This window comes from Paraburkholderia sp. J11-2 (assembly GCF_905220185.1).
GTDB lineage: Bacteria > Pseudomonadota > Gammaproteobacteria > Burkholderiales > Burkholderiaceae > Paraburkholderia.
In genome coordinates this window covers 201,277-224,273 of sequence record NZ_CAJMYY010000003.1, presented here as the reverse complement: position 1 = coordinate 224,273, position 22,997 = coordinate 201,277, and the positions used below count along the sequence as shown (strand labels likewise).

18 protein-coding genes and 8 tRNA genes are annotated in these 22,997 nt (G+C 63.4%); 20 read left to right on the top strand and 6 right to left on the bottom strand.

Translation table 11 applies throughout. The features are described from left to right. Positions 1–436: 436 nt before the first annotated feature. The 3 genes from U5A57_RS05440 to U5A57_RS05430 all read left to right on the top strand — a co-directional run bounded on the left by U5A57_RS05440 (position 437) and on the right by U5A57_RS05430 (position 2,952). Entirely contained in the window at positions 437–1,687 is a 1,251-nt protein-coding gene (locus tag U5A57_RS05440) for an aspartate kinase (protein WP_321908870.1), read from the top strand. Between the two features lie 224 nt (positions 1,688–1,911). Then, positions 1,912–2,005, top strand: a tRNA-Ser gene (locus tag U5A57_RS05435). Between the two features lie 596 nt (positions 2,006–2,601). After that, positions 2,602–2,952, top strand: coding sequence for a hypothetical protein (locus U5A57_RS05430; RefSeq protein WP_321908868.1), 351 nt, complete (start codon positions 2,602–2,604; stop codon positions 2,950–2,952). 143 nt (positions 2,953–3,095) lie between these two features. Here the strand turns inward: U5A57_RS05430 and fabI are convergent, their stop codons facing one another. Next, entirely contained in the window at positions 3,096–3,884 is a 789-nt protein-coding gene (fabI, locus tag U5A57_RS05425) for an enoyl-ACP reductase FabI (protein ID WP_321908866.1), read from the bottom strand. Positions 3,885–3,993: 109 nt separating this feature from the next. Here fabI and U5A57_RS05420 point away from each other — a divergent pair, with 109 nt between their 5' ends. The 5 genes from U5A57_RS05420 to U5A57_RS05400 all read left to right on the top strand — a co-directional run bounded on the left by U5A57_RS05420 (position 3,994) and on the right by U5A57_RS05400 (position 10,588). After that, complete coding sequence (locus U5A57_RS05420) at positions 3,994–5,928, top strand: extracellular solute-binding protein (protein ID WP_415765151.1); 1,935 nt, start codon at positions 3,994–3,996, stop codon at positions 5,926–5,928. 27 nt (positions 5,929–5,955) lie between these two features. Continuing rightward, positions 5,956–6,993 carry a microcin C ABC transporter permease YejB gene (locus U5A57_RS05415; RefSeq protein WP_321908863.1) on the top strand — a complete coding sequence of 346 codons (1,038 nt, stop codon included), beginning with the start codon at positions 5,956–5,958 and terminating at the stop codon, positions 6,991–6,993. Between the two features lies 1 nt (position 6,994). Then, complete coding sequence (locus U5A57_RS05410; protein WP_158757636.1) at positions 6,995–8,101, top strand: ABC transporter permease; 1,107 nt, start codon at positions 6,995–6,997, stop codon at positions 8,099–8,101. Next, the gene (locus U5A57_RS05405) at positions 8,098–9,717 is read left to right on the top strand and encodes a dipeptide ABC transporter ATP-binding protein (protein ID WP_321908860.1); all 1,620 of its coding nucleotides are present in this window, start codon (positions 8,098–8,100) and stop codon (positions 9,715–9,717) included. The genes U5A57_RS05410 and U5A57_RS05405 overlap by 4 nt, the downstream gene beginning before the upstream one ends. A gap of 160 nt (positions 9,718–9,877) precedes the next feature. After that, positions 9,878–10,588: a C40 family peptidase gene (locus tag U5A57_RS05400; protein ID WP_321908858.1), complete on the top strand. Its 711-nt coding sequence runs from the start codon at positions 9,878–9,880 to the stop codon at positions 10,586–10,588. A 100-nt stretch (positions 10,589–10,688) separates the two neighbouring features. Here U5A57_RS05400 and U5A57_RS05395 read toward each other — a convergent pair whose 3' ends face one another. Next, positions 10,689–11,633 (bottom strand): patatin-like phospholipase family protein, encoded by a 945-nt coding sequence (locus U5A57_RS05395; protein ID WP_321908857.1) that lies wholly within the window; start codon positions 11,631–11,633, stop codon positions 10,689–10,691. Between the two features lie 485 nt (positions 11,634–12,118). Between U5A57_RS05395 and gltX the strand changes: the two genes are divergently transcribed. From gltX to U5A57_RS05350, 9 genes are all read left to right on the top strand, one after another. Beyond that, a complete protein-coding gene (gltX, locus tag U5A57_RS05390) occupies positions 12,119–13,540 on the top strand; it encodes a glutamate--tRNA ligase (RefSeq protein WP_321908855.1) in 1,422 nt (473 codons plus the stop codon). 235 nt (positions 13,541–13,775) lie between these two features. Further along, a tRNA-Ala gene (locus U5A57_RS05385) sits at positions 13,776–13,851 on the top strand. A gap of 55 nt (positions 13,852–13,906) precedes the next feature. Next, a tRNA-Glu gene (locus tag U5A57_RS05380) sits at positions 13,907–13,982 on the top strand. Positions 13,983–14,057: 75 nt separating this feature from the next. Next, positions 14,058–14,134, top strand: a tRNA-Asp gene (locus tag U5A57_RS05375). 71 nt (positions 14,135–14,205) lie between these two features. Then, positions 14,206–14,281 (top strand) — tRNA-Glu (locus U5A57_RS05370). Between the two features lie 94 nt (positions 14,282–14,375). Further along, positions 14,376–14,452 (top strand) — tRNA-Asp (locus U5A57_RS05365). Positions 14,453–14,512: 60 nt separating this feature from the next. After that, positions 14,513–14,588 (top strand) — tRNA-Glu (locus U5A57_RS05360). Between the two features lie 81 nt (positions 14,589–14,669). After that, positions 14,670–14,746, top strand: a tRNA-Asp gene (locus tag U5A57_RS05355). A 176-nt stretch (positions 14,747–14,922) separates the two neighbouring features. Continuing rightward, entirely contained in the window at positions 14,923–15,387 is a 465-nt protein-coding gene (locus U5A57_RS05350; protein WP_133181337.1) for a GNAT family N-acetyltransferase, read from the top strand. A gap of 28 nt (positions 15,388–15,415) precedes the next feature. On the opposite strand, the gene U5A57_RS05345 is transcribed toward U5A57_RS05350, so the two are convergent. Then, complete coding sequence (locus U5A57_RS05345) at positions 15,416–16,324, bottom strand: helix-turn-helix transcriptional regulator (RefSeq protein WP_321908851.1); 909 nt, start codon at positions 16,322–16,324, stop codon at positions 15,416–15,418. A gap of 170 nt (positions 16,325–16,494) precedes the next feature. Here U5A57_RS05345 and U5A57_RS05340 point away from each other — a divergent pair, with 170 nt between their 5' ends. Next, positions 16,495–16,902 carry a gamma-glutamylcyclotransferase family protein gene (locus tag U5A57_RS05340; protein WP_321908849.1) on the top strand — a complete coding sequence of 136 codons (408 nt, stop codon included), beginning with the start codon at positions 16,495–16,497 and terminating at the stop codon, positions 16,900–16,902. A 111-nt stretch (positions 16,903–17,013) separates the two neighbouring features. On the opposite strand, the gene aceB is transcribed toward U5A57_RS05340, so the two are convergent. Further along, complete coding sequence (gene aceB / locus U5A57_RS05335) at positions 17,014–18,606, bottom strand: malate synthase A (protein ID WP_321908847.1); 1,593 nt, start codon at positions 18,604–18,606, stop codon at positions 17,014–17,016. A gap of 69 nt (positions 18,607–18,675) precedes the next feature. Continuing rightward, positions 18,676–19,458 carry a haloacid dehalogenase type II gene (locus U5A57_RS05330; protein WP_321908845.1) on the bottom strand — a complete coding sequence of 261 codons (783 nt, stop codon included), beginning with the start codon at positions 19,456–19,458 and terminating at the stop codon, positions 18,676–18,678. Positions 19,459–19,623: 165 nt separating this feature from the next. Here U5A57_RS05330 and U5A57_RS05325 point away from each other — a divergent pair, with 165 nt between their 5' ends. Beyond that, on the top strand, positions 19,624–20,526 hold the full coding sequence (locus U5A57_RS05325; protein ID WP_321908844.1) for a LysR family transcriptional regulator: 903 nt from the start codon (positions 19,624–19,626) through the stop codon (positions 20,524–20,526). A gap of 202 nt (positions 20,527–20,728) precedes the next feature. Further along, complete coding sequence (locus U5A57_RS05320) at positions 20,729–21,163, top strand: universal stress protein (RefSeq protein ID WP_321908842.1); 435 nt, start codon at positions 20,729–20,731, stop codon at positions 21,161–21,163. Positions 21,164–21,450: 287 nt separating this feature from the next. Here the strand turns inward: U5A57_RS05320 and aceA are convergent, their stop codons facing one another. Beyond that, positions 21,451–22,758, bottom strand: coding sequence for an isocitrate lyase (gene aceA, locus U5A57_RS05315; protein ID WP_321908841.1), 1,308 nt, complete (start codon positions 22,756–22,758; stop codon positions 21,451–21,453). Between the last annotated feature and the right edge of the window lie 239 nt (positions 22,759–22,997).

Sequence of the window (22,997 nt, the reverse complement as noted above, 5' to 3'; positions counted from 1 at the left end):
CGATCGGCGCAAGCGTGATCGTTCCCCCGCAAATCCTTGCCCCGCAAGCCTTTTTCGCCCTCCGCAAGCTTGTTTCGTCTTGTAATTTTGACGTCAATCGGGTAGTGTAAGTCGTTTGTCCAGCCCGCTTTTTCGCGTTCACGGACGCCGTCAAAAGCGGCGTGTGCCATGAAGGCGCGATTTTTCCTTCGAGCGGTATCCGACGGTTGCAGGGACGTCGTAGCGGCATGCGGGCAGGGCGCAAGTGCAAGCCACAAGAAGGCACGAGAAGGTACAAGCGCGCATCACCAATCGACACGATGCGCCGGCCTTCGCGCCCCTGAGGGCAAAACCCGCGCGTGCTGCACGCGCTGAAGCCGCCGCCATGGCCATAAGCGTCCGGGCGGCCCAGTCCTTCGGTGCGCCAGCGCGGTAACATCTCCAGTTCAGAACGACAATGGCACTCATCGTACACAAATACGGCGGCACCTCGATGGGCTCGGTCGAGCGCATCAAGAACGTCGCCAAGCGCGTCGCCAAATGGCACAAGGCCGGCCACAAGATGGTCGTCGTGCCCTCGGCGATGTCCGGCGAAACCAATCGTCTGCTCGGTCTCGCGAAAGAAATTTCGCCGCAGCCCAGCCCGCGCGAGCTCGACATGATTGCGTCGACCGGTGAGCAGGTGAGCGTTGGTCTCCTCTCGATCGCGCTGCAGGATGCAGGCGTCGACGCCATCAGCTACACCGGCTGGCAAGTGCCGGTCAAAACCGACAGCTCGTTCACCAAGGCCCGCATCAACGACATCGACGGCGAGCGCGTGCTGGCCGACCTCGACGAAGGCAAGGTGGTCGTGATCACGGGCTTCCAGGGCATCGACCCGGAAGGCCATATCACCACGCTCGGCCGCGGCGGCTCGGACACCTCGGCGGTTGCAGTCGCAGCCGCGCTGAAGGCCGACGAATGCCTGATCTATACGGACGTGGACGGCGTGTACACGACCGACCCGCGTGTGGTCGACGACGCACGCCGTCTCGATCGCATTACGTTCGAAGAGATGCTGGAAATGGCCAGCCTCGGCTCGAAAGTGCTGCAGATCCGCTCGGTGGAATTCGCGGGCAAGTATCAGGTGAAGACGCGTGTGCTCTCCAGCCTGACCGACCCGATGATGAACCTCGACGAGGAAATGACCTCGGGCACCCTGATTACTTTTGAAGAAGACGAGACCATGGAAAAAGCAGTCATCTCGGGTATCGCGTTCCAGCGCGACGAGGCCCGCATTGCCGTGATGGGCGTGCCCGACAAGCCGGGCATCGCGTATCAGATCCTCGGCCCGGTGGCGGACGCGAATATCGACGTCGACATGATCATCCAGAACCAGAGCGTGGCCGGCAAGACCGACTTCACGTTCACGGTGCCGCGCGGCGACTATCAGCGCGCCATGGATGTCCTGAACAACCAGGTGAAGGGTCACGTGAACGCCGAGCAGGTGCTGGGCGATCCGAAGGTGTCGAAGGTCTCGGTGGTCGGCGTGGGCATGCGCTCGCACGTGGGCGTGGCGAGCAAGATGTTCCGCACGCTCTCGGAAGAGGGCATCAACATCCAGATGATCTCGACTTCGGAAATCAAGATCTCGGTGCTGATCGACGAGAAGTACATGGAGCTGGCGGTCCGCGCGCTGCACAAGGCATTCGACCTCGAGCACGCGTAAATCGCGCTGGGTTGGCGTTGTATTGGCGTTGGGTCTGGGTTGTATGACGCGGATGTGACGCAGTTTTTCCGCTTGATTCTGATTTGAGATGCCGCGCGCGACGTTCGTTGTGCGCTTGCAGAAAAAACTTTGCAAAAAAGCGTCGTATGAATTGACCGGAAGGCGCTAACCCGCTATTATCTTTGCTTCGTTGCGCTGCCTCCCTGGCGCGAACGAAGTTTTCGGGAGACGTGGCCGAGAGGTCGAAGGCACTCCCCTGCTAAGGGAGCATCTGGGCCAAAACCTGGATCGAGGGTTCGAATCCCTCCGTCTCCGCCAGTAATGGCGGCGAAACCCCGCAAGTCTCGGCTTGCGGGGTTTTTGTTTTTTTGGCCCACGTTGTGCGTCAAGTCGGTGTTTGATCGGCCGCTTATTGCTTCTTGCCGCCGTCGAGGCGGCTCCGTTGTCGATTCCCGATTTCCAGGATTCATTTAATCAGGACTGCGATGGATGTATGTCAGGGAAGCGATATGGGGTCCCACATCGAGTCGTGCGCAACGTCTGGTGGAAGAGCGGGGTGTGCGCAAAGTCGTTCGTCATGCGAATGAAACGGCGTTTTCACGTGCATGCCGCACTCATGACCCAAGGTCCTGCTGGCGCCCGCACGCTTTGGCGCCAGCGGTGATATCCTCCGCTGCGCCGTCGTTCGCCGCGTTGCCCATGCTCACGGCAACACTGGGTCGCGAAAAGCACGCGAGCGATGTGCGCATTCGCACTGCGCTGCGCGCCGCCAGCCTTCGCGTGGGTGTAACGAGACGTAACGACATCGAACGCAGGGCAGGTTTGTGCATCAGTTATTACAAGTTTGAAATACGCCGGCCAAGACCGTGCGTTATATTGGTTTCAACAAAACATCAAACCCGAAAGGTGAGTCCATGAAGTTCCCACGTGTTGTTGCAATGCTGCTCGGGGGCGTGGCTATCGGCGCATCGAGCGTTGCTATGGCTGGCGTGAGCGTTGGTGTCAACATCGGTATTCCGGCCCCGGTTTATGTCGCTCCGCAGCCGGTCTACGCACCGCCGCCCCCGCCGCCGGTCGTTTATCAACCGGCTCCTGTCTACGCGGCGCCGCCGGCCATCGTGATCGGCTGGCATGGCGACCGTTACTGGGACGGCCGCCGCTACTGGGGGCGCGACGACTGGTATCGTCACCACGGCGGCTACGACGGCCCGGGCCGTGGTCACTATGACCGCGACCACGGTGGTCCTCCGGGACACTGGCACTAAGCCGCGAGGCTGGTCGCTGGCGTAACGCGTGTGACACGGGTAACGCGTTGCGCCAAAAGAAAAGCCGCCCATTGGGCGGCTTTTGCTTGTCTGTCGTTGCACGCGCAACGAGGCGCGCATAACGGGTAGACGCGAAGGCAGGCTTATTCGAGTCCGGCCATTCCGCCAACCACGGCGTTGAAGCCCGAGTCGACGTGCATGATTTCGGCGGTCACGCCGGCTGCCAGGTCAGAGAGCAGGAACGCGGCAGAATTGCCGACTTGCTCGATGGTCACGTTACGTTGCAGCGGGGCGTTTTGCTCGACGAAGTCGAGAATCTTGCCAAAGCCCTTGATGCCGCTTGCCGCAAGCGTCTTGATCGGGCCAGCGGAGATGCCGTTCACGCGCACGCCTTGCCCGCCGAGCGCCACCGCGAGATAACGCACGCTCGCTTCGAGTGCGGCCTTCGCGACGCCCATGGTGTTGTAGTTCGGGATGGCGCGTTCGGCGCCGAGATAGGTCAGCGTCAGCAGCGAAGCATTCTGGGCGAGCATCGGCTTGGCGGCCTTGGCGAGCGCCGGGAAGCTGTACGCCGAAATATCGTGCGCAATACGGAAGTTCTCGCGGGTCATGCCGTCGAGAAAGTCACCCGCGATCGCTTCGCGCGGTGCGAAGCCGATCGAGTGGACGAGGCCGTCGAGCGTGTCCCAATGCTGCTTGAGGTCGGTGAAGAGCGCTTCGATTTGCGCGTCGTCGGCCACATCGCAGGGGAACACGAGGTCGCTTTCGAATTCGCGCGCGAACTCGGTAATGCGGTCCTTGAAGCGGTCGCCGACGTACGTGAACGCCAGTTCCGCGCCTTCGCGCTTGCATGCCTGCGCGATGCCGTATGCGATCGAACGGTTCGACAGCAGGCCGGTCAACAGAATGCGTTTGCCAGCGAGGAAGCCCATGAATTCTCCTAAATCAGGTCATTGCGCCCGGCGCCTGTAAGGGCGGCGCCGCGTGGTTTGGGTAGAATTCTCTCACAACTGACAAGGCAGCCCGGACAATTACCGATCTATGACGACAGGAACGCGAGGCAGGACGGCGCGCGGCGCGCTTGGGGCAACCGTTCCTGCGGCATGGTTCGCGCCTGGAAAAAGGCTGGCGGCCGCGTGTCTGGCGCTCGCATTCTGGCTGATGGCCATGCCGTCCGCGCACGCGGTCTACGCCATCGCACAGTATGGCGAGCCCAAATATCCGCAAGGATTCGCGCACTTCGACTATGTGAATCCCGATGCGCCCAAGGGCGGCACGCTCGTCCTCGCCAACCCCGACCGCCTCACGAGCTTCGACAAGTTCAACCCGTTCACGCTACGCGGCAATCCGGCGCCGGGCCTTGGCATGCTGTTCGAGAGCCTCACGACGGGAAGTCTCGACGAAGTGGCCTCCGCCTACGGTCTGCTCGCCGACGATATCCGCATCGCGCCCGACGCGCTTTCGGTGACGTTTCACATCAACCCGAAGGCGCGCTTTTCGAACGGCGACCCGGTGACAGCCGAAGACGTGAAGTTTTCGCTCGATACCCTGAAGAGCCGCCAGGCCGCGCCCTCCATGCAGGCGTATTTCAGCGAGATCACGCGCGCGGTCGTGGTCGATCCCGCGACGATCCGCTTCGAGTTCCGCAGCCGTAACCGCGAGCTGCCGCTCATTGCGGGCGGCATGCCCGTGTTCTCGCACAAGTGGGGTTTGCGCCCGGACGGCAGCCGCATCGCCTTCGATCAGCTGGCGTTCGAGCAGCCGATCGGCAGCGGCCCGTATGTGATCGACCGCTACTCGAACGGCCGCACGATCACCTACAAAATCGACGCCAACTACTGGGGCAGGGATCTGCCGGTGCGTGTGGGCACCAACAATTTCGAGCGCATTACCTACAAGCTCTATTCGGATGACGTGGCGCGCCTCGAAGCCTTCAAGGCGGGCGAGTACGACGCGCTCGTCGAATACGTCGCGCGCAACTGGGTGCGGCGCGATGTCGGCAAGCGCTTCGACAGCGGTGAGCTCATCAAGCGCGAATTCCCGCAGCACAATGGCACGGGTATGCAGGGCTTCGTCATGAATCTGCGCAAGCCCGTGTTCCAGGATGTGCGCGTGCGCCGCGCGCTCGACCTCGCGCTCGATTTCCAGTGGCTCAACCGCATGCTGTTCTATAGCCAGTACCGTCGCATCGACAGCTGGTTCGCGAACACGCAGCTGCAGGCCAAGGGCCTGCCGTCGCCTGGCGAGCTTGCCTTGCTCGAGCCGTGGCGCAAGTCGCTCGACCCCGCCGTGTTCGGGCCGCCGCCCTTGCAGCCCGATACGACGCCGCCGGGCTCGCTGCGCGCGAATCTGCTCAAGGCGCGCGCGCTTCTGGCCGACGCCGGCTGGACCTACCGCGATGGCGCGCTGCGCAACGCGAAGGGCGAGCCGTTCACGTTCGAAGTGCTCGACGACACGAGCGCTTCGGCGCAGTGGGCGCCGATCATGGCGCAGTACACGCAGGCGCTCAAGCGGCTGGGGATCCAGGTGAACTATCGTTCGGTCGACTTTGCGCTCTACCAGAAGCGGCTCGACGCGTTCGACTTCGACATGACGACCATCAAGTTCCCCGACGTTCAGGTGCCCGGCGCGGAACAGGTCGACCGCTTCGGCAGCAAGGCCGCCGACGAGCCGGGCTCGGGCAACTTGCTGGGCCTGAAGTCGCCCGCCGTCGATGCGATTCTCAAGGCGCTTACGCAGGCGCAAACGCTCGAGCAACTGCTCGACGCCACGCATGCGCTCGACCGGGTGCTGATGCACGGCTACTATGTGGTGCCGCAGTGGTTCAGCGCGACGCACCGTGTGGCGTTCAAGAACACGCTGGCATATCCGGCGAAATTGCCGCTGTACTATGGCGCGAATGACTGGATCATCTCGACGTGGTGGCTGAAGTCACCACCCCGGCCGCAACCCGGGCAGCAAGCCGCTGGTCATTAACAACGGACACGACGGAAGCAACGAATCATGTGGAGCTACATCGTCAAACGCCTGCTGCTGATGATCCCGACGCTGTTCGGCGTGCTCACGCTGACCTTCGGCGTGATCCAGTTCGTGCCGGGCGGCCCCGTCGAGCAGGCAGTGCGAGAGTTGCGACGCGGGGCGGAGCAGGGCATGCCGTTCGGCATGCGCGCGCATTCGGGCGTGGACGCGCAGCAGATCGCGCAGCTCAAGCAGCTCTACGGCTTCGACAAGCCGCCGCTGCAGCGCTATTTCCTGATGCTCGGTCGCTTCGCGCGCTTCGATCTCGGGCAGAGCTATTTCCATCACCAGAGCGTCTGGTCGCTCATCATTTCGAAGCTGCCGGTTTCGATCAGCATTGGTCTCTGGACCTTCTTCCTCACCTATCTGATATCGGTGCCGTTGGGCATCGCGAAGGCGGTGCGCAACGGCTCGCGCTTCGATCTCGTGACGAGCCTCGTCGTGCTCGTCGGTTACGCGATTCCGGGCTTCGTGCTGGGCGTGCTGCTGCTTGTGCTGTTTGGCGGCGGCTCGTTCCTGCAGCTCTTTCCGCTGCGCAATCTCACCTCCGATAACTGGGACACGCTTTCGCTCGGCGGCAAGATTCTCGACTATCTCTGGCACATCGCGCTGCCGGTTACAGCCTCGGTGGTGGGCAGCTTTGCCGTCACGACCATGCTGACCAAGAACGCCTTTCTCGAAGAGATCCGCCGCCAATACGTGCTGACGGCGCGCGCCAAGGGCCTCTCGGAGCGCACCGTGCTCTGGAAGCACGTGTTTCGCAACGCGTTGCTGCCGCTCGTGGTGGGCTTCCCGTCCGCGTTCATCGGCGCGTTCTTCACGGGCAGCCTGCTGATCGAAACGCTTTTCTCGCTCGACGGGCTCGGGCTGCTTTCATACGAGTCCGTCGTGCGGCGCGACTATCCAGTCGTGCTCGGCACGCTGTATCTCTTCACGTTGATCGGACTCCTGACGAATCTGATCTCCGATCTTTGCTACGTGTGGGTCGATCCCCGCATTCAATTCGAACAACTGGAGCGCTGAGTTGAACCGAGTCCGTGCCGGCGCCGAGTCCGAGCTGCGCACCGAGTCCGTGCGCGCCTTCAAGTCGCCCACGCCCGCGCGGCGGGTGTGGCTGCGCTTCAAGCAGCAACGGCTCGGCTACTGGAGCCTCATCATCTTTGTCGTGGCCTTCGCGGCGAGCCTCGCGGCGCCGCTCTGGTGCAACGACAAGCCGCTCGTCGTGCGCTACGACGGTCACCTGTACTTTCCGCTCTTCAAGGCGTACCCGGAGACGACGTTCGGCGGCGACTTCCCGACGCCTGCCGACTACCTCGATCCGTATATCCGCCACCGGTTCGACGCGCCCGGCAACTTCGCGATCTATCCGCCTAATCCGTACTACTACGACACGCTCAACTACTTTTCGAAGGTGCCGAATCCCGCGCCACCGTCGCGGCAGAACTGGCTCGGCACCGACGCGAGCGGACGCGACCTGTTCGCGCGGTTGCTCTATGGCTTTCGCGTGTCCGTGGAGTTCGGGCTCGTGCTGACGGCGATCGGTACGGTTATCGGCATTCTGGCGGGGGCGGTGCAGGGATATTTCGGCGGCAAGGTCGATATCGTCGGGCAACGGCTGATCGAAATCTGGAACTCGATGCCGGAGCTCTACCTGCTCATCATCTTCGCGGCGATCTTCGAGCCGGGGTTCATCCTGCTCATTGTCCTGTTGTCGCTATTCGGCTGGATCGGGCTCGCGAGCTATGTGCGCGCCGAGTTCCTGCGCAACCGCAACCAGGACTACGTGCTCGCCGCGCGCGCAATGGGTCTTTCGAACTGGCAGATCATCTGGCGCCACGTGCTGCCCAACAGTCTCACGCCGGTCATTACGTTTCTGCCGTTCCGTATGAGCGGAGCGATTCTCGCGCTCACGAGCCTCGATTTCCTCGGCCTTGGCGTGCCTCCGCCCACACCGAGCCTCGGCGAATTGCTCGCGCAGGGCAAGGGCAATCTCGACGCATGGTGGATCTCGATGTCGACATTCGGCGTGCTCGTCATCACGCTGCTGTTGCTCACGTTCATGGGCGACGCGCTGCGCAACGCGCTCGATACGCGCATTTCCGACGCCATGAAGGCCGGAGGCAACCAGTGAGCGCCCAGCCGGAAAACATCGCCGCGCCGCTGCTCTCGATCGAGCAGTTGAGCGTGCGCTTTGACGAGACACTTGCCGTCGACGACATCACGCTCGCGATCGGGCGCGGCGAGCGCGTGGCGCTCGTCGGCGAATCCGGCTCGGGCAAGACTGTGACTGCGCTGGCGGTTCTGCGGCTCTTGCAGGACGCGCAGATGAGCGGAACGATCCGGCTCGACGGCGAGGATCTGCTCGCGAAAAGTGAGCGCGCGATGCGCGGCCTGCGCGGCAGCGACATCGCGATGATCTTCCAGGAGCCGATGACGGCGCTCAATCCGCTCTACACGATCGGCGAGCAGATCGCGGAAACCATCGTGCTGCACGACGGCGTGTCGAAGAAAGCGGCCTACGAGCAGGCGGTGGGGCTGCTCGAGCGCACGGGCATTGCCGAGGCGCGGCGGCGCGTGTCGAGCTATCCGCATCAGCTCTCGGGCGGCCAGCGACAGCGCGTGATGATCGCCATGGCGCTCGCGTGCCGTCCGCGCTTGTTGCTCGCCGACGAGCCGACCACCGCACTCGACGTGACGATCCGCGGCCAGATCGTCGATCTGCTGCTCGAACTTCAGCGCGAGGAGGCAGCGCGGCGCGGTATGTCGGTGCTGCTCATCACGCACGACCTGAACCTCGTGCGCCGCTTCGCGCAGCGCGTGGCCGTGATGGAGAAGGGCAGGCTCGTGGAGTCGGGCAGCGTCGAGCAAATCTTCGAGGCGCCGCAGCACCCGTACACGCAGCGGCTCATCGCGAGCCGGCCGGAGCGCCACGTGCTCCCCGTGCTGCCGATCGCGCCGGTTCTGCTGCAGACGAAGGACGTGATCGTCGACTTTTCAACAAAGCTGCCGGGTTTTCGCGGCTGGTGGCAGAAGGGGCGCTATCGCGCCGTGAACGACGCGAATATCGCGGTGCGCCAGGGCGAGACACTCGGCATCGTCGGCGAGTCCGGCTCGGGCAAGACGACGCTTGCGATGGCGATGTTGGGGTTGCAACGAACGGCGGGCGGTGTCGTCGAGTTCCAGGGGCGGCCGATCGCGAGCTATCAGGGGCGCGAGCGGCTTTCGTTGCGCTCGCATCTGCAGGTTGTCTTTCAGGATCCGTTCAGTTCGCTTTCTCCGCGCCAGACCATCGAGCGCATCGTGGGGGAGGGGCTCGCGCTGCATCGGCCCGATCTCTCCACCGAGGAGCGGCGCAAGCGCGTGGTCGGCGTGCTGCGCGAAGTGGGCCTCGATCGCACCGCTTTGCAACGATACCCGCACGAGTTTTCGGGCGGCCAGCGCCAGCGGATTGCCATTGCGCGCACGCTGGTACTGGAGCCGCGCGTCATTGTGCTCGACGAACCGACCAGTGCGCTCGACGTGTCGATCCAGCAACAGGTGTTGAGATTGTTGACGGATTTGCAACGCAAGTACAACCTGGGCTACGTGTTCATCAGCCACGACCTGGAGGTGATCGGCGCGATGGCGCACCGGATCGCAGTGATGCAGAACGGGGCAATCGTCGAGTCGGGAGAGGTCTCGAATATCTTCGATAGACCGGCGCATCCTTACACGCGAAAATTATTGAAAGCCGCATTCGATCGCTAGGCTTTGGCGGAACTTTAGGGTGAATTTCGGTGAAATTCACCAATGAGGTGAATGTCGCGATTGAATTTTTCTATTTGTTTTGACACACAAATACTTACTGGCTAGTATCGTCCAAACTTTTCTACTAACTCCCTGATTTACGGGCAATTTCTACCGACCAATGCAGCACCGATACCTGACCCAGGCTTGCACGCGCGTCGTCGCCGGGATGTTCATCGGCGTACTGATGGCCGCAGCTCCCGGCGCGTTCGCCGACGAAGTAAGCAGCTTTAACCAGAATGCCTCATTTTCGCCGAGCAGCTCGGCGAATCCGCAGTCCATCCCTGCAGTTCAGAACGCACTTCAGAATGCCAACCAGGCGACCCCGGCGGCGGCTCCGGCCCCGACCGAAGGCGGCGCCAAGGCGTTCCTCTCCGGCATGGCCGGCAAAGCCGGCGACGTCGTTGTCGGCGCACTCAATATGATTGGCGTGCGTTACCGCTGGGGCGGCAACTCGCCTGACTCCGGCCTCGATTGCAGCGGCTTCGTGCGCTACGTGTTCCAGGACACGCTCGGCATGTCGCTGCCGCGCCGCGCCGAAGAAATGAGCCGCGTGGGCGAGAAGGTCAGCATGAGCAACCTGAAGCCGGGCGACCTCGTGTTCTTCAACACGATGCGCCGCACGTTCTCGCACGTCGGTATCTACATCGGCGACAACAAGTTCGTGCATTCGCCGTCCACCGGCAGCACGATCCGTGTTGACGACCTCGACGACGGCTATTGGGAAAAGCGCTTCACGGGCGCACGCCGTGTCGAGACGTCGTTCACGCCGGACCAGCAGCAAAGCCTCAAGCGCGTGAGCGCACAGTTCGACCCCAACGGCGGCAACTGATCGGGGCTTTGTAGCGCACCCGGTAGCTAAAAAGCCTGCTTCTCGCGAAGCAGGCTTTTTGTGTTTGCGCGCCCGCCCAAGGGGCGCTTGGGTCTAGCGGTCAGGCCGTCAGGCGCGCCGCTGCAAGCTTGCGCTCGAGTTCCGGCATGCTGCGCGCCGCCGCTTCCTCGCCCGCGAGAATCGCCGCGTTGCGCTGCGTGAAGTCGCTGCTCGACATCGCGTTGAGGTTCGGGCGGATCACGACGTCGGCGTACTTGTCGAGTTCGTAGGTCTTGATCGTCTGGCCCATGATCGTGAAGGTCTGCATCAGCACGTCGAACTGGCTGAGCGTCGAGGCCGTTTCCGGGCGCGACGAAATGTCCACGGCGATCACGAAATCGGCACCCATCTTGCGTGCGAACGAGGCCGGCACGGGGCTCACGAGGCCGCCGTCCACGTATTCGTGGCCCGCGATCTTCACCGGCTCGAAAATCGACGGGATGCTGCACGACGCACGCACGGCAATACCCGTGTTACCGCGCTGGAACAGGATGGGCTGCCCCGTGCGCAGGTCAGTCGCGACAACGCCGAGCGGCTTCGCCATTTTTTCGATGGGGCGCTCGCGCAGCGTGGTGTTCAGATAGTTCTGCAGCGCCACACCCTGCAGGAGGCCGCGCGTGCGGAAGGGCATCGCCCAGTCGCTGATCGAAGCTTCGTCCATCGTCAGCGCGAGCTTGTTGAGCGCGAAACCGTTCATGCCCGAGGCGTACAGCGCCGCGACGACCGAGCCCGCGCTTGTGCCGACCACGAAGTCGACTTGCACATTGCGCGCCTCGAGCGCCTTGATCACGCCGATATGCGCGAAGCCGCGCGCGGCGCCGCCGCCAAGCGCGAGGCCCACGCGAATCGGGCGCGTCGGCTTGCCGACCGGCGGCGGGGGCGCAGTGGTGACGGGCGGCGGGACGCTGGCGGTCTGCGTGCCCGCGGTCGTGCAGGCGGCAAGGACGGTGGAGGCGGCCGCAAGCGAAAAGTGGCGGCGGCTCAACGAAGGCGATGACTGCTTCAAGAAGGTTCTCCATGCGGTCCGCGTTCGTGTTCGGTCAGGAACGATGCGGTACCCCGGTCTGCTCGCGCGGGCGGCTGAGTATCTGTGTTTGCGCGCGCGACGCCGCAGCGTGGTGGCGGCGCGCCGACATCATAAGGCAAAGCGCGGCCGGTTTAGCGAGCGTGCATGTAACGCGATGTGTCGGAAGGTGACAAAGCGCCTGCCGGTTTGCGAGCGCGCGGGCGTCCGCGCGAGATTTGAGTAAGACTCGCATGAGAGAAGCGCAGCACCGACAGGCGTGCGCCGGACCGCGCCCCCAGGCCGAAGCCGTGCCTGGCGGGTATAATCCCGTCTCTAATTTTCCGGATTCCCGTTCGCGCGCGAGCTTGTGCGCCCCGGCGCTGCCGCGCGGGCCGAATGCGCCGCGAACCCCGGCCGTCCGCCGCCGTGGCTGCTTCTATCGCCAGCGCCGCGCCGCGGATGGCATCGTCCTCGAGTAATCGCCCATGACTACCTCTGTCGTCCGTACCCGCTTCGCGCCGAGCCCGACTGGCTTCATCCACCTCGGCAACATCCGTTCCGCGCTGTACCCGTGGGCGTTCGCGCGCCACAACAAGGGCGTCTTCGTCTTGCGGATCGAAGACACCGACCTCGAGCGTTCGACATCGGAATCGGTCGACGCGATCCTCGAAGGCATGAAGTGGCTCGGCCTGAATTTCGACGAAGGCCCGTTCTACCAGATGCAGCGCATGGACCGGTATCGCGAAGTGCTCAAAGAGATGCAGGAGCAGGGTCTCGTGTACCCGTGCTACATGTCGACCGAAGAACTCGACGCACTGCGCGAGCGCCAGCGCGCCGCCGGCGAAAAGCCGCGCTACGACGGCACGTGGCGCCCGGAGCCGGGCAAGGTGCTGCCCACGCCGCCGGAGGGCGTGCAGCCGGTGCTGCGCTTCCGTAACCCGCTCACGGGCGTGGTGGCATGGGACGACGCCGTCAAGGGCCGCGTGGAGATCTCGAACGAGGAGCTCGACGACCTCGTGATCGCACGCCCGGACGGCACGCCGACCTACAACTTCTGCGTGGTCGTGGACGACCTCGACATGAAGATCACCCACGTGATTCGCGGCGACGACCACGTGAACAACACGCCGCGCCAGATCAACATCCTGCGCGCGCTCGGCGGCGAGCCACCGGTCTATGCGCACCTGCCCACCGTGCTCAACGAGCAGGGCGAGAAGATGAGCAAGCGCCACGGCGCGATGAGCGTAATGGGCTATCGCGACGCCGGCTATCTGCCCGAAGCGGTGCTCAACTATCTCGCGCGTCTGGGCTGGTCGCACGGCGACGCCGAAGTGTTCACGTGCGAGCAGTTCGTCGAGTGGTTCGACCTCGAGCATCTGGGCAAGTCGCCCGCGCAGTACGACCACAACAAGCTCAACTGGCTCAACAACCACTACCTGAAGGAAGTGGACAACGCGCGGCTCGCCGAGCTCTCCAGGCCGTTCTTCGCTGCGCTCGGCGTGGACGAGGCCGCGCTTGCCAAGGGCCCGTCGCTCGAAGGCGTGGTCTCGCTCTTCAAGGACCGCGCGAACACGATCAAGGAGATCGCCGAGAGCGCGATGATGTTCTACCGCGAACCGCAGCCGGAAGCCGAAGCGCTCGCGCAGCACATCACGGAAGCGGTGCGTCCTGCGCTCGCCGACCTCGCCGCCGCGCTCAAGGGCGCTGAGTGGACGAAGGAGGGCGTCTCGGCCGCGCTCAAGGCCACGCTCGCCGCGCACAAGCTGAAAATGCCGCAGCTCGCGATGCCCGCCCGTTTGCTCGTGGCCGGTACGACGCATACGCCGTCGGTCGATGCGGTGCTCGTGCTGTTCGGCCGCGATGCGGTGGTGAGCCGTATCGAGAAGGGCATTTCGGCTGCAAAGTAAATTTTTTGAAGAATTTTTCGCCCGGACCCTAGCGCCCGGGCGGCAGTTCTTGTAGTATTCGGGCTCCGTTGAATACGGAGCGCGAGATAGCCGCGAATTAGCAGCAAATCTCACGCAAAGAGCCCCAGAATCGGGCAACGATGTTTCAAAGAAACCTCGAAGCGCTTCAAAAAACGATTCAAAAGCTCTTGACGAAAGCGAAATTGATGTTTAAAATCTCGCTTCTGTTCTGCAAGGGGGTATAGCTCAGCTGGGAGAGCGCTTGCATGGCATGCAAGAGGTCAGCGGTTCGATCCCGCTTACCTCCACCAACAGAACGTGTAGTACGCAGTAGAGTGTGGTAACGGCATTATCTGAAAAGATCATGTCCCCTTCGTCTAGAGGCCTAGGACATCACCCTTTCACGGTGAGTACAGGGGTTCGAATCCCCTAGGGGACGCCAGACATGAGCGTCGTCAATGAGATTGGCGAGGCATCAGATGGAAGTCAACTGATATCCATCTGACTGTGTCGAACTGGAGCGGTAGTTCAGTTGGTTAGAATACCGGCCTGTCACGCCGGGGGTCGCGGGTTCGAGTCCCGTCCGCTCCGCCAGATCCAGCCCGTTCAGAAACTGTGAGCGGGCTTTTTAGTTAAAGTGACGATTACAGGCGCAAGCCCGTGTTGTCCCCTTCGTCTAGAGGCCTAGGACATCACCCTTTCACGGTGAGTACAGGGGTTCGAATCCCCTAGGGGACGCCAAATCAAAATGCGGCGCCAAAGAAGTAACACTGCGAGCAGTGTGGCGACGCCGCCAGCGGGAATCGACCGACGCCCGCAGGTTGAGCAGCAAGCTGGAGCGGTAGTTCAGTCGGTTAGAATACCGGCCTGTCACGCCGGGGGTCGCGGGTTCGAGTCCCGTCCGCTCCGCCAGATTCAAAGCCGTTCGGTAGTAGCGAGCGGAATGCAGTTCAAAAGGCGTAAGCCTGTGTTGTCCCCTTCGTCTAGAGGCCTAGGACATCACCCTTTCACGGTGAGTACAGGGGTTCGAATCCCCTAGGGGACGCCAAATGAAAATGCGGCGCCAAAAAAGTAGTGTGGCGACGCCGCCAGCGGGAATCGACCGACGCCCGCCGGTGAGCAGCAAGCTGGAGCGGTAGTTCAGTCGGTTAGAATACCGGCCTGTCACGCCGGGGGTCGCGGGTTCGAGTCCCGTCCGCTCCGCCAGAATGAAGCCCGTTGGATACGTCCAACGGGCTTTTTCTTTTTCCGCAGACGTTTCTTCCTTCTCTCCTCATTCTTTCCCTACGCGCCATTTCATTTTTCCGTACGGACAATCTGCGATTGCCGACGGTCGCGCGTTATCGTAGCGTTGTCGAAACCTCGTTTCCCCGCTTGCCGACATGTTCGCACCCAACGACATTGCGTCGCCGTTTCAGCTGCGCCGCGCCACCATGGACGATTTCGAGTTCGCGGAGACGCTCACGCGCAACAACATGGGTGGCTACTATTTGCGGCATCACCTCGTCTGGCGCGGCGATCTCTTTCTGGCGAGCTATCGCGAGTCGGAGAATTTCATTCTCGAACTCGACGGCGAGGCGATCGGCGTGCTGCGCGTGACGCAGGAGGGCGACTCGCTGCACATTCGCGATGTGCAGATCGCCCAAGGCTATCGCGGCAACGGCGCCGGCACGTTCCTGCTCGACATCTCGCACCAATGGGCCCGCGAGCGGGGCTTGCGCGAACTGCAACTGCGCGTGTTCGTCGATAACCCGGCCGCGCGTCTTTATCTGCGCATGGGGTACCGCGTGGCGGGTCCGAGGCTTGCGCGGCTTGGCTCGATTCGCCACATGACACGGCTGGTCTGAACGCAGCCGGTACCTTGTTCAACGCGCACTATTCGTCACGATGATCGTTGCGACTGGCGGTCACGGAATCTTCGGGTTCGTCTTCGTCGCGATCGCCCGAGCCGCGCGCGATGAAGGCGCGCGGGCTCTCGCCGAATGCGCGGCGAAACATCGCTGAAAACGCGCTCTGGCTCTGGTAGCCGAGTTCCTGCGCCACGACGGCCATCGGGCGTCCCTGATTGAGGAGCGGAATGGCGCGGGCGAGGATCGCCTGCTGGCGCCACTGTGAAAAGCTCACGCCGAGTTCCTGGCGAAAGAGCCGCGCAATCGTGCGGGTACTCGCGCCGACGTGTGCGGCCCAGTATTCGAGCGAGCCGGGCCCCGCCGGATCGGCGATCAGCGCCTCGCACAGCGCGCGCAGGCGTTTTTCCTCAGGCATCGGCACGGCGAGCGGCAGCGGCGCCGAGCGCGTGATCTCGTCAAGCGCCAGCGCGCCGAGCAGGCGCTCGCGCGCCGTAGGAATGCCACGCTCGTCGAGCGCGGCGATCGTCTCGCGCAACAGACCTGAGACCTCGACCACGCGGCACGCGTCGAGGCCGGGCGGAATCACCGATTCGTCTACGTAGAGCGTGCGCAGGAACGCGTCCTCGACGATCGCCACTTCGTGCGTGATGTGAGGCGGCACCCAGATGGCGCGCGAGGGCGGCACCATCCACGTCGTGCCGGGCGTCGCCATGCGCAGCACGCCGCGCGACGAGTAGGCGAGCTGGGCCCACGCGTGCGTGTGCTGCGCGATGCATACCCCGGCCGGCATGGGCCGCGAGCGCACACGGATAGGATGCGTGGACGTAGGCGCGAACTCGGGCGGGATATCGATGAGTTCGGCGCGCGGCGGCGCAAGGTGGCTTGCGGTGCTGGCCGCGGTTTTAACCGTAGCGTTGGGCGAATCCTCGGGCATGACGGGCACGGTGCGGCGGGTTGGGCGACGGGGTCGCCAAGTCTGGCGCACCCATTGTAGACGTCTCGCGCGCGGCGGCCTGGGCCGCATGCATTAATGGCCGGGCATAATGTGGACGGATCGATAGCGTGCTCGTGTGGCGCGAGCCACCCTGAAGGAGAAAAAAAGCCATGAAATATGTGTTCGTCTACGGCACGCTGCGCGCGGGCGAGATCAACGACATCAACCTCGCGGCGGATCGCAACGCGATCGCGCGCCCGCGCCACCTCGGTCTCACCACGCTCGCCGGTCGGCTCTTCGACTTCGGCAGCTATCCGGGGATGGTGGCCGAAGCGCCGGATGCGCATTCGTCGGTCGTCGGCGACGTCTACGAAATCGACGACGCGCTCCTCGCCGTACTCGACGAAATCGAGCAGGTTTATCCGGGCGTGGATGGACTCTTCGTGTCGAAGGAAGTGGATATCGAGGTGCAGGGCGAACGCATTGCTTGCCTCTACTATCCGGTTGCGTCTGCCGCCATTGCAGGACGCCCCGAGATTGCGGGCGGCGACTGGGTCGCGCATCGGCGCGCGCGCTGACCCGAAGACGCGCGGCGCTCCCGTGAGCGCGGCGCATGAAAACACGAAGGCCCGACGGATTCTCATCCGTCGGGCCTTTTGCATCGGCTATTCGTTAGCAATACCGATGAATCAGATCTCTTCGTACAGCGGCAGCGTCAGGAACTCGACGAAGTTTTCCGACGTCGACATCTGCTCGAAGATCTGCGCGGCGCGCTCGTACGGCTTGGTGTCGCCGCCCACCGACGCCTTCACCTTGTCCAGCTCCTGCGGAATCAGATCGCGCACGAGTTCGGCCGTGACCTTGCGGCCGTCCTCGAGCTTGCCCTTGGGCGAGCGGATCCACTGCCACACCTGCGAGCGCGAGATTTCGGCGGTCGCCGCGTCTTCCATCAGGTTGTGGATCGGCACGCAGCCATTGCCTGCGAGCCACGAACCGAGGTAGTGGATGCCCACGTTGATGTTGTTGCGCAGGCCGGCTTCGGTGATCGGCGCTTCCGGACGGAAGTCGAGCAGATCCTTGCCCGCAACGTTCACGTCCGGGCGCTGCTTGCCGATCTGGTTCGGCTTGTCGCCGAGCACCTTCACGAACTCTTCCATCGCGATGGGCACGAGGCCCGGGTGCGCGACCCAGCCGCCGTCGTAGCCGTCCGTTGCGTCGCGCGCCTTGTCCGAGCGCACGCCGCCCATGGCCTTGTCGTTGGCGGCCGCGTCGTTCTTGATCGGGATCAGCGCGCTCATGCCGCCGATAGCCGGTGCGTTGCGCTTGTGGCAAGTCTTGAGCAATTCGAGCGCGTAAGCGCGCATGAACGGCACCGTCATCGTGATCTGCGAGCGGTCGGCGAGGCAGAAGTCCTTGTCGTTCTTGAACTTCTTGATTGCCGAGAAGATGTAGTCCCAACGGCCCGCGTTGAGGCCCGAGCTGTGCTCGCGCAGTTCATAGAGGATTTCGTCCATCTCGAACGCGGCGAGGATCGTCTCCACCAGCACCGTCGCGCGGATCGTGCCGCGCGGGATGCCCACGCCTTCCTGCGCCGCGACGAAGATGTCGTTCCACAGGCGCGCTTCGAGATGGCTTTCCATCTTCGGCAGATAGAAGTAGGGGCCGCTGCCGCGCGAAATCAGTTCCTTCGCGTTGTGGAAGAGGTAGAGCGCGAAGTCGAAGACGCCGCCCGACACACGCTGACCGTCCACCGTCACGTGCTTCTCGTCAAGGTGCCAGCCGCGCGGTCGCACGATCAGCGTGGCGGTCTTGTCGTTGAGCTGGTAGGTCTTGCCGTTCTGTTCCAGCGAGATCGTGCGGCGCACGGCGTCCTTCAAGTTGAGCTGGCCGATGATCTGGTTTTCCCAGTTCGGCGAGTTCGAGTCCTCGAAGTCGGTCATGTACGCGTCCGCGCCCGAGTTCAGCGCGTTGATGATCATCTTGCGCTCGACCGGGCCCGTGATTTCCACGCGGCGGCATTCGAGATCCTTCGGCAGCGCCGCGATCTTCCAGTCGGCTTCGCGGATCGATTTCGTTTCGGCAAGAAAGTCGGGGCGCTCGCCGGCGTCGAGGCGCTTCGTGCGCTCGACGCGTGCCTTCAGCAGTTCCTGGCGGCGCGGCTCGAACGCGCGATGCAGCTTCGCAACGAGTTCGAGCGCTTCGGGCGTGAGGATCGTTTCGAAGCCGGGCTGGATTTCAGCCGTGATCTGCATGCCTTGCGGCAGTTGCAACGTGTTCGCCATTTGCTTGCTCCTTGGTCGGTCAGACTGTGAATGTGTGGTTGTTGTGGCTCGCGTCGAGCGGCTTGTCCGTCACGCGCCCGGGCTGGGGCGAGGGCGGCTTTGCCTTTCGGGCGCAGCGGTTTCGAGAAAAGCGGCGAGTTCTGCCATGCCGCCGCCCGTGCCATGCGGCGCCACGCCGAGCTCTTCGGCGGGCAGTCGCTGGCGGTTGATCCAGAACGTGGTGTAGCCAAACCAGCCGGCGCCCGCGGCGTCCCAGCCGTTCGACGACACGAACACGATGTCGCGCGGCGCGGCGTCGAACGCATCGGTGCCGAGCGAATATGCGGCGGCGGCCGGCTTGTAGGCACGCACGGCATCGACCGACAGCACGTGGTCGAAAAGGCCGCTCATGCCGGCGCTCTTCACCGCGATGTCGAGCATTTGCGGGTTGCCGTTCGATAGGATCGCAAGGCCCATGCGCGTGCCGTCTTCGCGCCCTTCGTGCATCTGACGCAGGCGGCGCAGCGCGGGCAGCACGTCGGGGAAGGCCGAGAGGCAGGCATATTCGTCCATGAGACGCTTTTCGCCCGCGCCCGTGAGCGACAGGTTCAGGCGGCGCGCGGCGTAACGCAGCGCGTCGAGCGTGATGTCCCAGAACGGGCGGTAGCGCGCGCCGGCAGGGTCGGAGAGCGTGCGCAGCTGCGTGTACTCGATCTGCTTGAGGCGCCAGAGCTGCGAGAGCGCCTCGCCCTGGCCGGGGAACATCTGCTCGGCGGCAGCGACGACCGAATGCACGTCGAAGAGCGTGCCGTACGCGTCGAAGATCACTGCCTTCGGAAATCGTGTTGTCGATAGTGTCGTTGTGGCCGACATAGCCTTGCACTCCATCTTCAGAGGTCGAGGTCGATTGTATTCATGAGTCGTATCACTGAAAAAGGCGGGATTGATCACTTGATCTTTTACTTTTACCCACCTAATCTGTCGGCCTGATCTCTCTTTTCCACTGTTTCTGTCGCCCAGTGCGCGCCATGACCGCTGATGGACCGCTTTAAACAGATCGAGACCTTCGTCACCGTGGCCGCCAAGGGCAGCCTTTCCGCCGCCGCCCAGGCCGAGGGCGTGGCCCCTGCCATCATCGGCCGGCGCATCGATGCGCTCGAGGAGCGGCTCGGCGTGAAGCTGCTCGTGCGCACCACGCGGCGCATTACGCTCACCTTCGAAGGCTCGGCTTTCCTCGAGGACTGCCAGCGCATCATTCACGACATGCAGAACGCCGAGGCGAGCGTGTCCGAGGGCGGCGTGAAGGCGAGCGGGCACCTGCGCGTGTCCGCGCCGGCAGGCTTTGGGCGGCGGCACGTCGCGCCGCTCGTGCCCGATTTCACGGTCGCGCATCCGGACGTGAGCATCGCGCTCGATCTCTCGGACCGGCTCGTCGATCTCGTGAACGAGGGCTTCGACTGCGCCGTGCGGCTGGGCGAATTGCCCGATTCGTCCCTCGTGTCGCTCAAGCTCGGCGAAAACCGGCGCGTGTGCGTGGCGGCGCCCGCGTATCTGTCGCGCCGCGGCGAGCCCGAAGCGCCCGCCGATCTCGCGCGTCACAACTGCCTCGCTTTCGGCGCGAGCCTGAACCAGCAGCGCGGCTGGGCGTTTCAGCAGGAGGGCAAAGTGGTGTCGATCCGCGTGGCGGGGACGATGGAATGCTCGGACGGCGCGGTGCTGCACGAGTGGTGTCTCGCTGGCCACGGTCTGGCGTGGCGCTCGTGGTGGGAAGTCGGCGAGGATATTGCGGCGGGCCGCCTCGTGACGGTGCTCGACGCGTTCGCCGCGCCGCCCATCGGCATCCACGCCGTGTTTCCGCAGCGCCGCCATTTGCCGCTGCGCGTGCGCCTCTTTCTCGACTTTCTCAAGCATACCTACGGTCAACCCGGTTACTGGGGATAGGGGCCGCAGTGCGTGTTTCCGATATCCGGATTGACCCGCACGCACGGCTTGCGCCGATTTTTCGCGCACTACAATCGACCTGTGGGCCAAGGCGCCCGCCTGCGCGAGACGCTGGCTGACTGCTTGCCTGCGTTTCGAATCCCGCGTTTGACCGCGTTTGACCCTTGTCTTGCCCGTAATCCGCCAGGCCACGGAGGGCGCCATGTTCAAGCACATTCTCGTACCGACCGACGGTTCGGAGCTGTCGAAGAAGGCGATCGACGGCGCGATCGACCTCGCACGCACTGTGGGCGCGCGCGTCACGGCCTACGCGTGCCTGCCGCAATATCCGTACTCGCCATACGCCGACGTGGTGATCGAGCCGCCCGGCGACTTCCAGACGCGCAGTGAGCGAGAGGCGCGCGTGCATCTGGACGAAATCGAGGCGGCGGCGCGCAATGCGGGCGTGATCTGCGACAGCCTCACGAGCGTGCATCCCGCACCGTATCTCGGCATCATCGAAGCCGCCGAATCCGGTGGCTGCGACGTGATATTCATGGCTTCGCACGGGCGTCGCGGGCTCGGCAGCCTGCTGATCGGCAGCGAGACGCAGCGCGTGCTCACCCATACGAAGATTCCGGTGATCGTGTATCGCTAGTCTTTTTAACGGGATGCAGGCGCCGTTCGGGGCGGGTGCTATTTCGCCGATTCGCGATGAAGCACAAGGCCATGCTCGCCCGGTGCGTTGGCTGGGCGAGCCACGAGCCGGATTCTGTCCGGCACGCGCGGCCTGTGTCCTCTACCGCTTCCTCCCTGAAACGCCTTGCGGCATGCGCCCGGGCCGCGCCGGTGGGCATCCGGCGCGCCCCGCCAAGGTACGCGTGCCAGCTGCCTGTTCGTGCGCGGCGGCTTGCGCCGCCGTTACTGCCGTTACTGCCGGTGGTCTTACGCCACCTTCTTGTCGAAGAACTGCTCGTCCTCCGTCGAACCGTGCAGCGCCGTGGTCGAGGCGTCGCGCTCGACCGTCTGCGTCACGGCGTCGAAGTAGCCCGTGCCCACTTCGCGCTGGTGCTTCACAGCGGTGAAGCCCTTTTCGGCGGCGGCGAACTCGGCCTGCTGGAGTTCGACGAACGCGCTCATGTTCTGGCGCGCGTAGCCGTGCGCAAGGTTGAACATCGAGTAGTTGAGCGAGTGGAAGCCCGCAAGCGTGATGAACTGGAACTTGTAGCCCATTGCGCCCAGTTCGCGCTGGAATCTGGCGATCGTCGCGTCGTCGAGGTTCTTTTTCCAGTTGAACGACGGCGAGCAGTTGTACGAGAGCAGCTTGCCCGGGAACTGCTTGTGGATCGCTTCGGCGAACTGCTTCGCGAACTCCAGATCCGGCTTGCCCGTTTCGCACCAGATCATGTCGGCATACGGCGCGTAGGCGAGACCGCGCGAGATGGCCTGCTCGAGGCCGTTCTTCGTGCGGAAGAAGCCTTCCACGGTGCGCTCGCCGGTGAGGAACGGCTTGTCGTTGTCGTCGATGTCGGACGTCACGAGGTCGGCGGCTTCCGCGTCGGTGCGGGCGAGCAGCACGGTCGGCACGCCGCAGACGTCGGCGGCCAGACGCGCGGCCGTGAGTTTGGCGATATTCTCGCGCGTCGGCACGAGCACCTTGCCGCCCATGTGCCCGCACTTCTTCACCGAGGCAAGCTGGTCTTCGAAGTGCACGCCCGCCGCGCCCGCCTCGATCATCGCCTTCATCAGTTCGAACGCGTTCAGCACGCCGCCGAAGCCGGCTTCAGCGTCGGCCACGATCGGCTGGAAGAAGTCGGTGTAGCCTTCGTCGCCGGGATTCTTGCCTTCGGACCACTGGATCTGGTCGGCGCGCGTGAGCGTATTGTTGATGCGCTTGACGACCTGCGGCACCGAATTTGCAGGGTAGAGCGACTGGTCCGGGTACATTTCGCCGGCGAGGTTGGCGTCGCCCGCGACCTGCCAGCCTGACAGATAGATTGCCTTCAGACCGGCCTTCACTTGCTGCATGGCCTGATTGCCCGTGAGCGCGCCCAATGCGTTGATGAACGGCTCGGTGTTCACGCCTTGCCAGAGCTTTTCGGCGCCGTTTTTCGCGAGCGTATGCTCAGGCTGGATCGAACCGCGCAGGCGCACCACGTCGTCAGCGCTGTAGTTGCGTTTGATGCCGTTCCAGCGCGGATCGGTTTCCCATTGCTGCTGGAGTTGCCGGGCTTGCTGTTGACGAGTCGACATGATGTGCTCCTTCGTTTGCCTGATAGTGGATCGCTGAAACGAAACTGCTGAACTCTGAATCTCGCGAAACGAAGGCGCCAGCTTCTGGATTTGAGCGTTTCGTTTCGTGAACTCTTATATAAGAGTCTAGGCAAATCGATCGATCAGCAACAGACGGCTAATGGGCTTTTTTGTGCTTTTTTATTTCATTAAAATCAACGAGTTAAAAAATTATTTTTGCAATGTGAAAGGCAATTTTC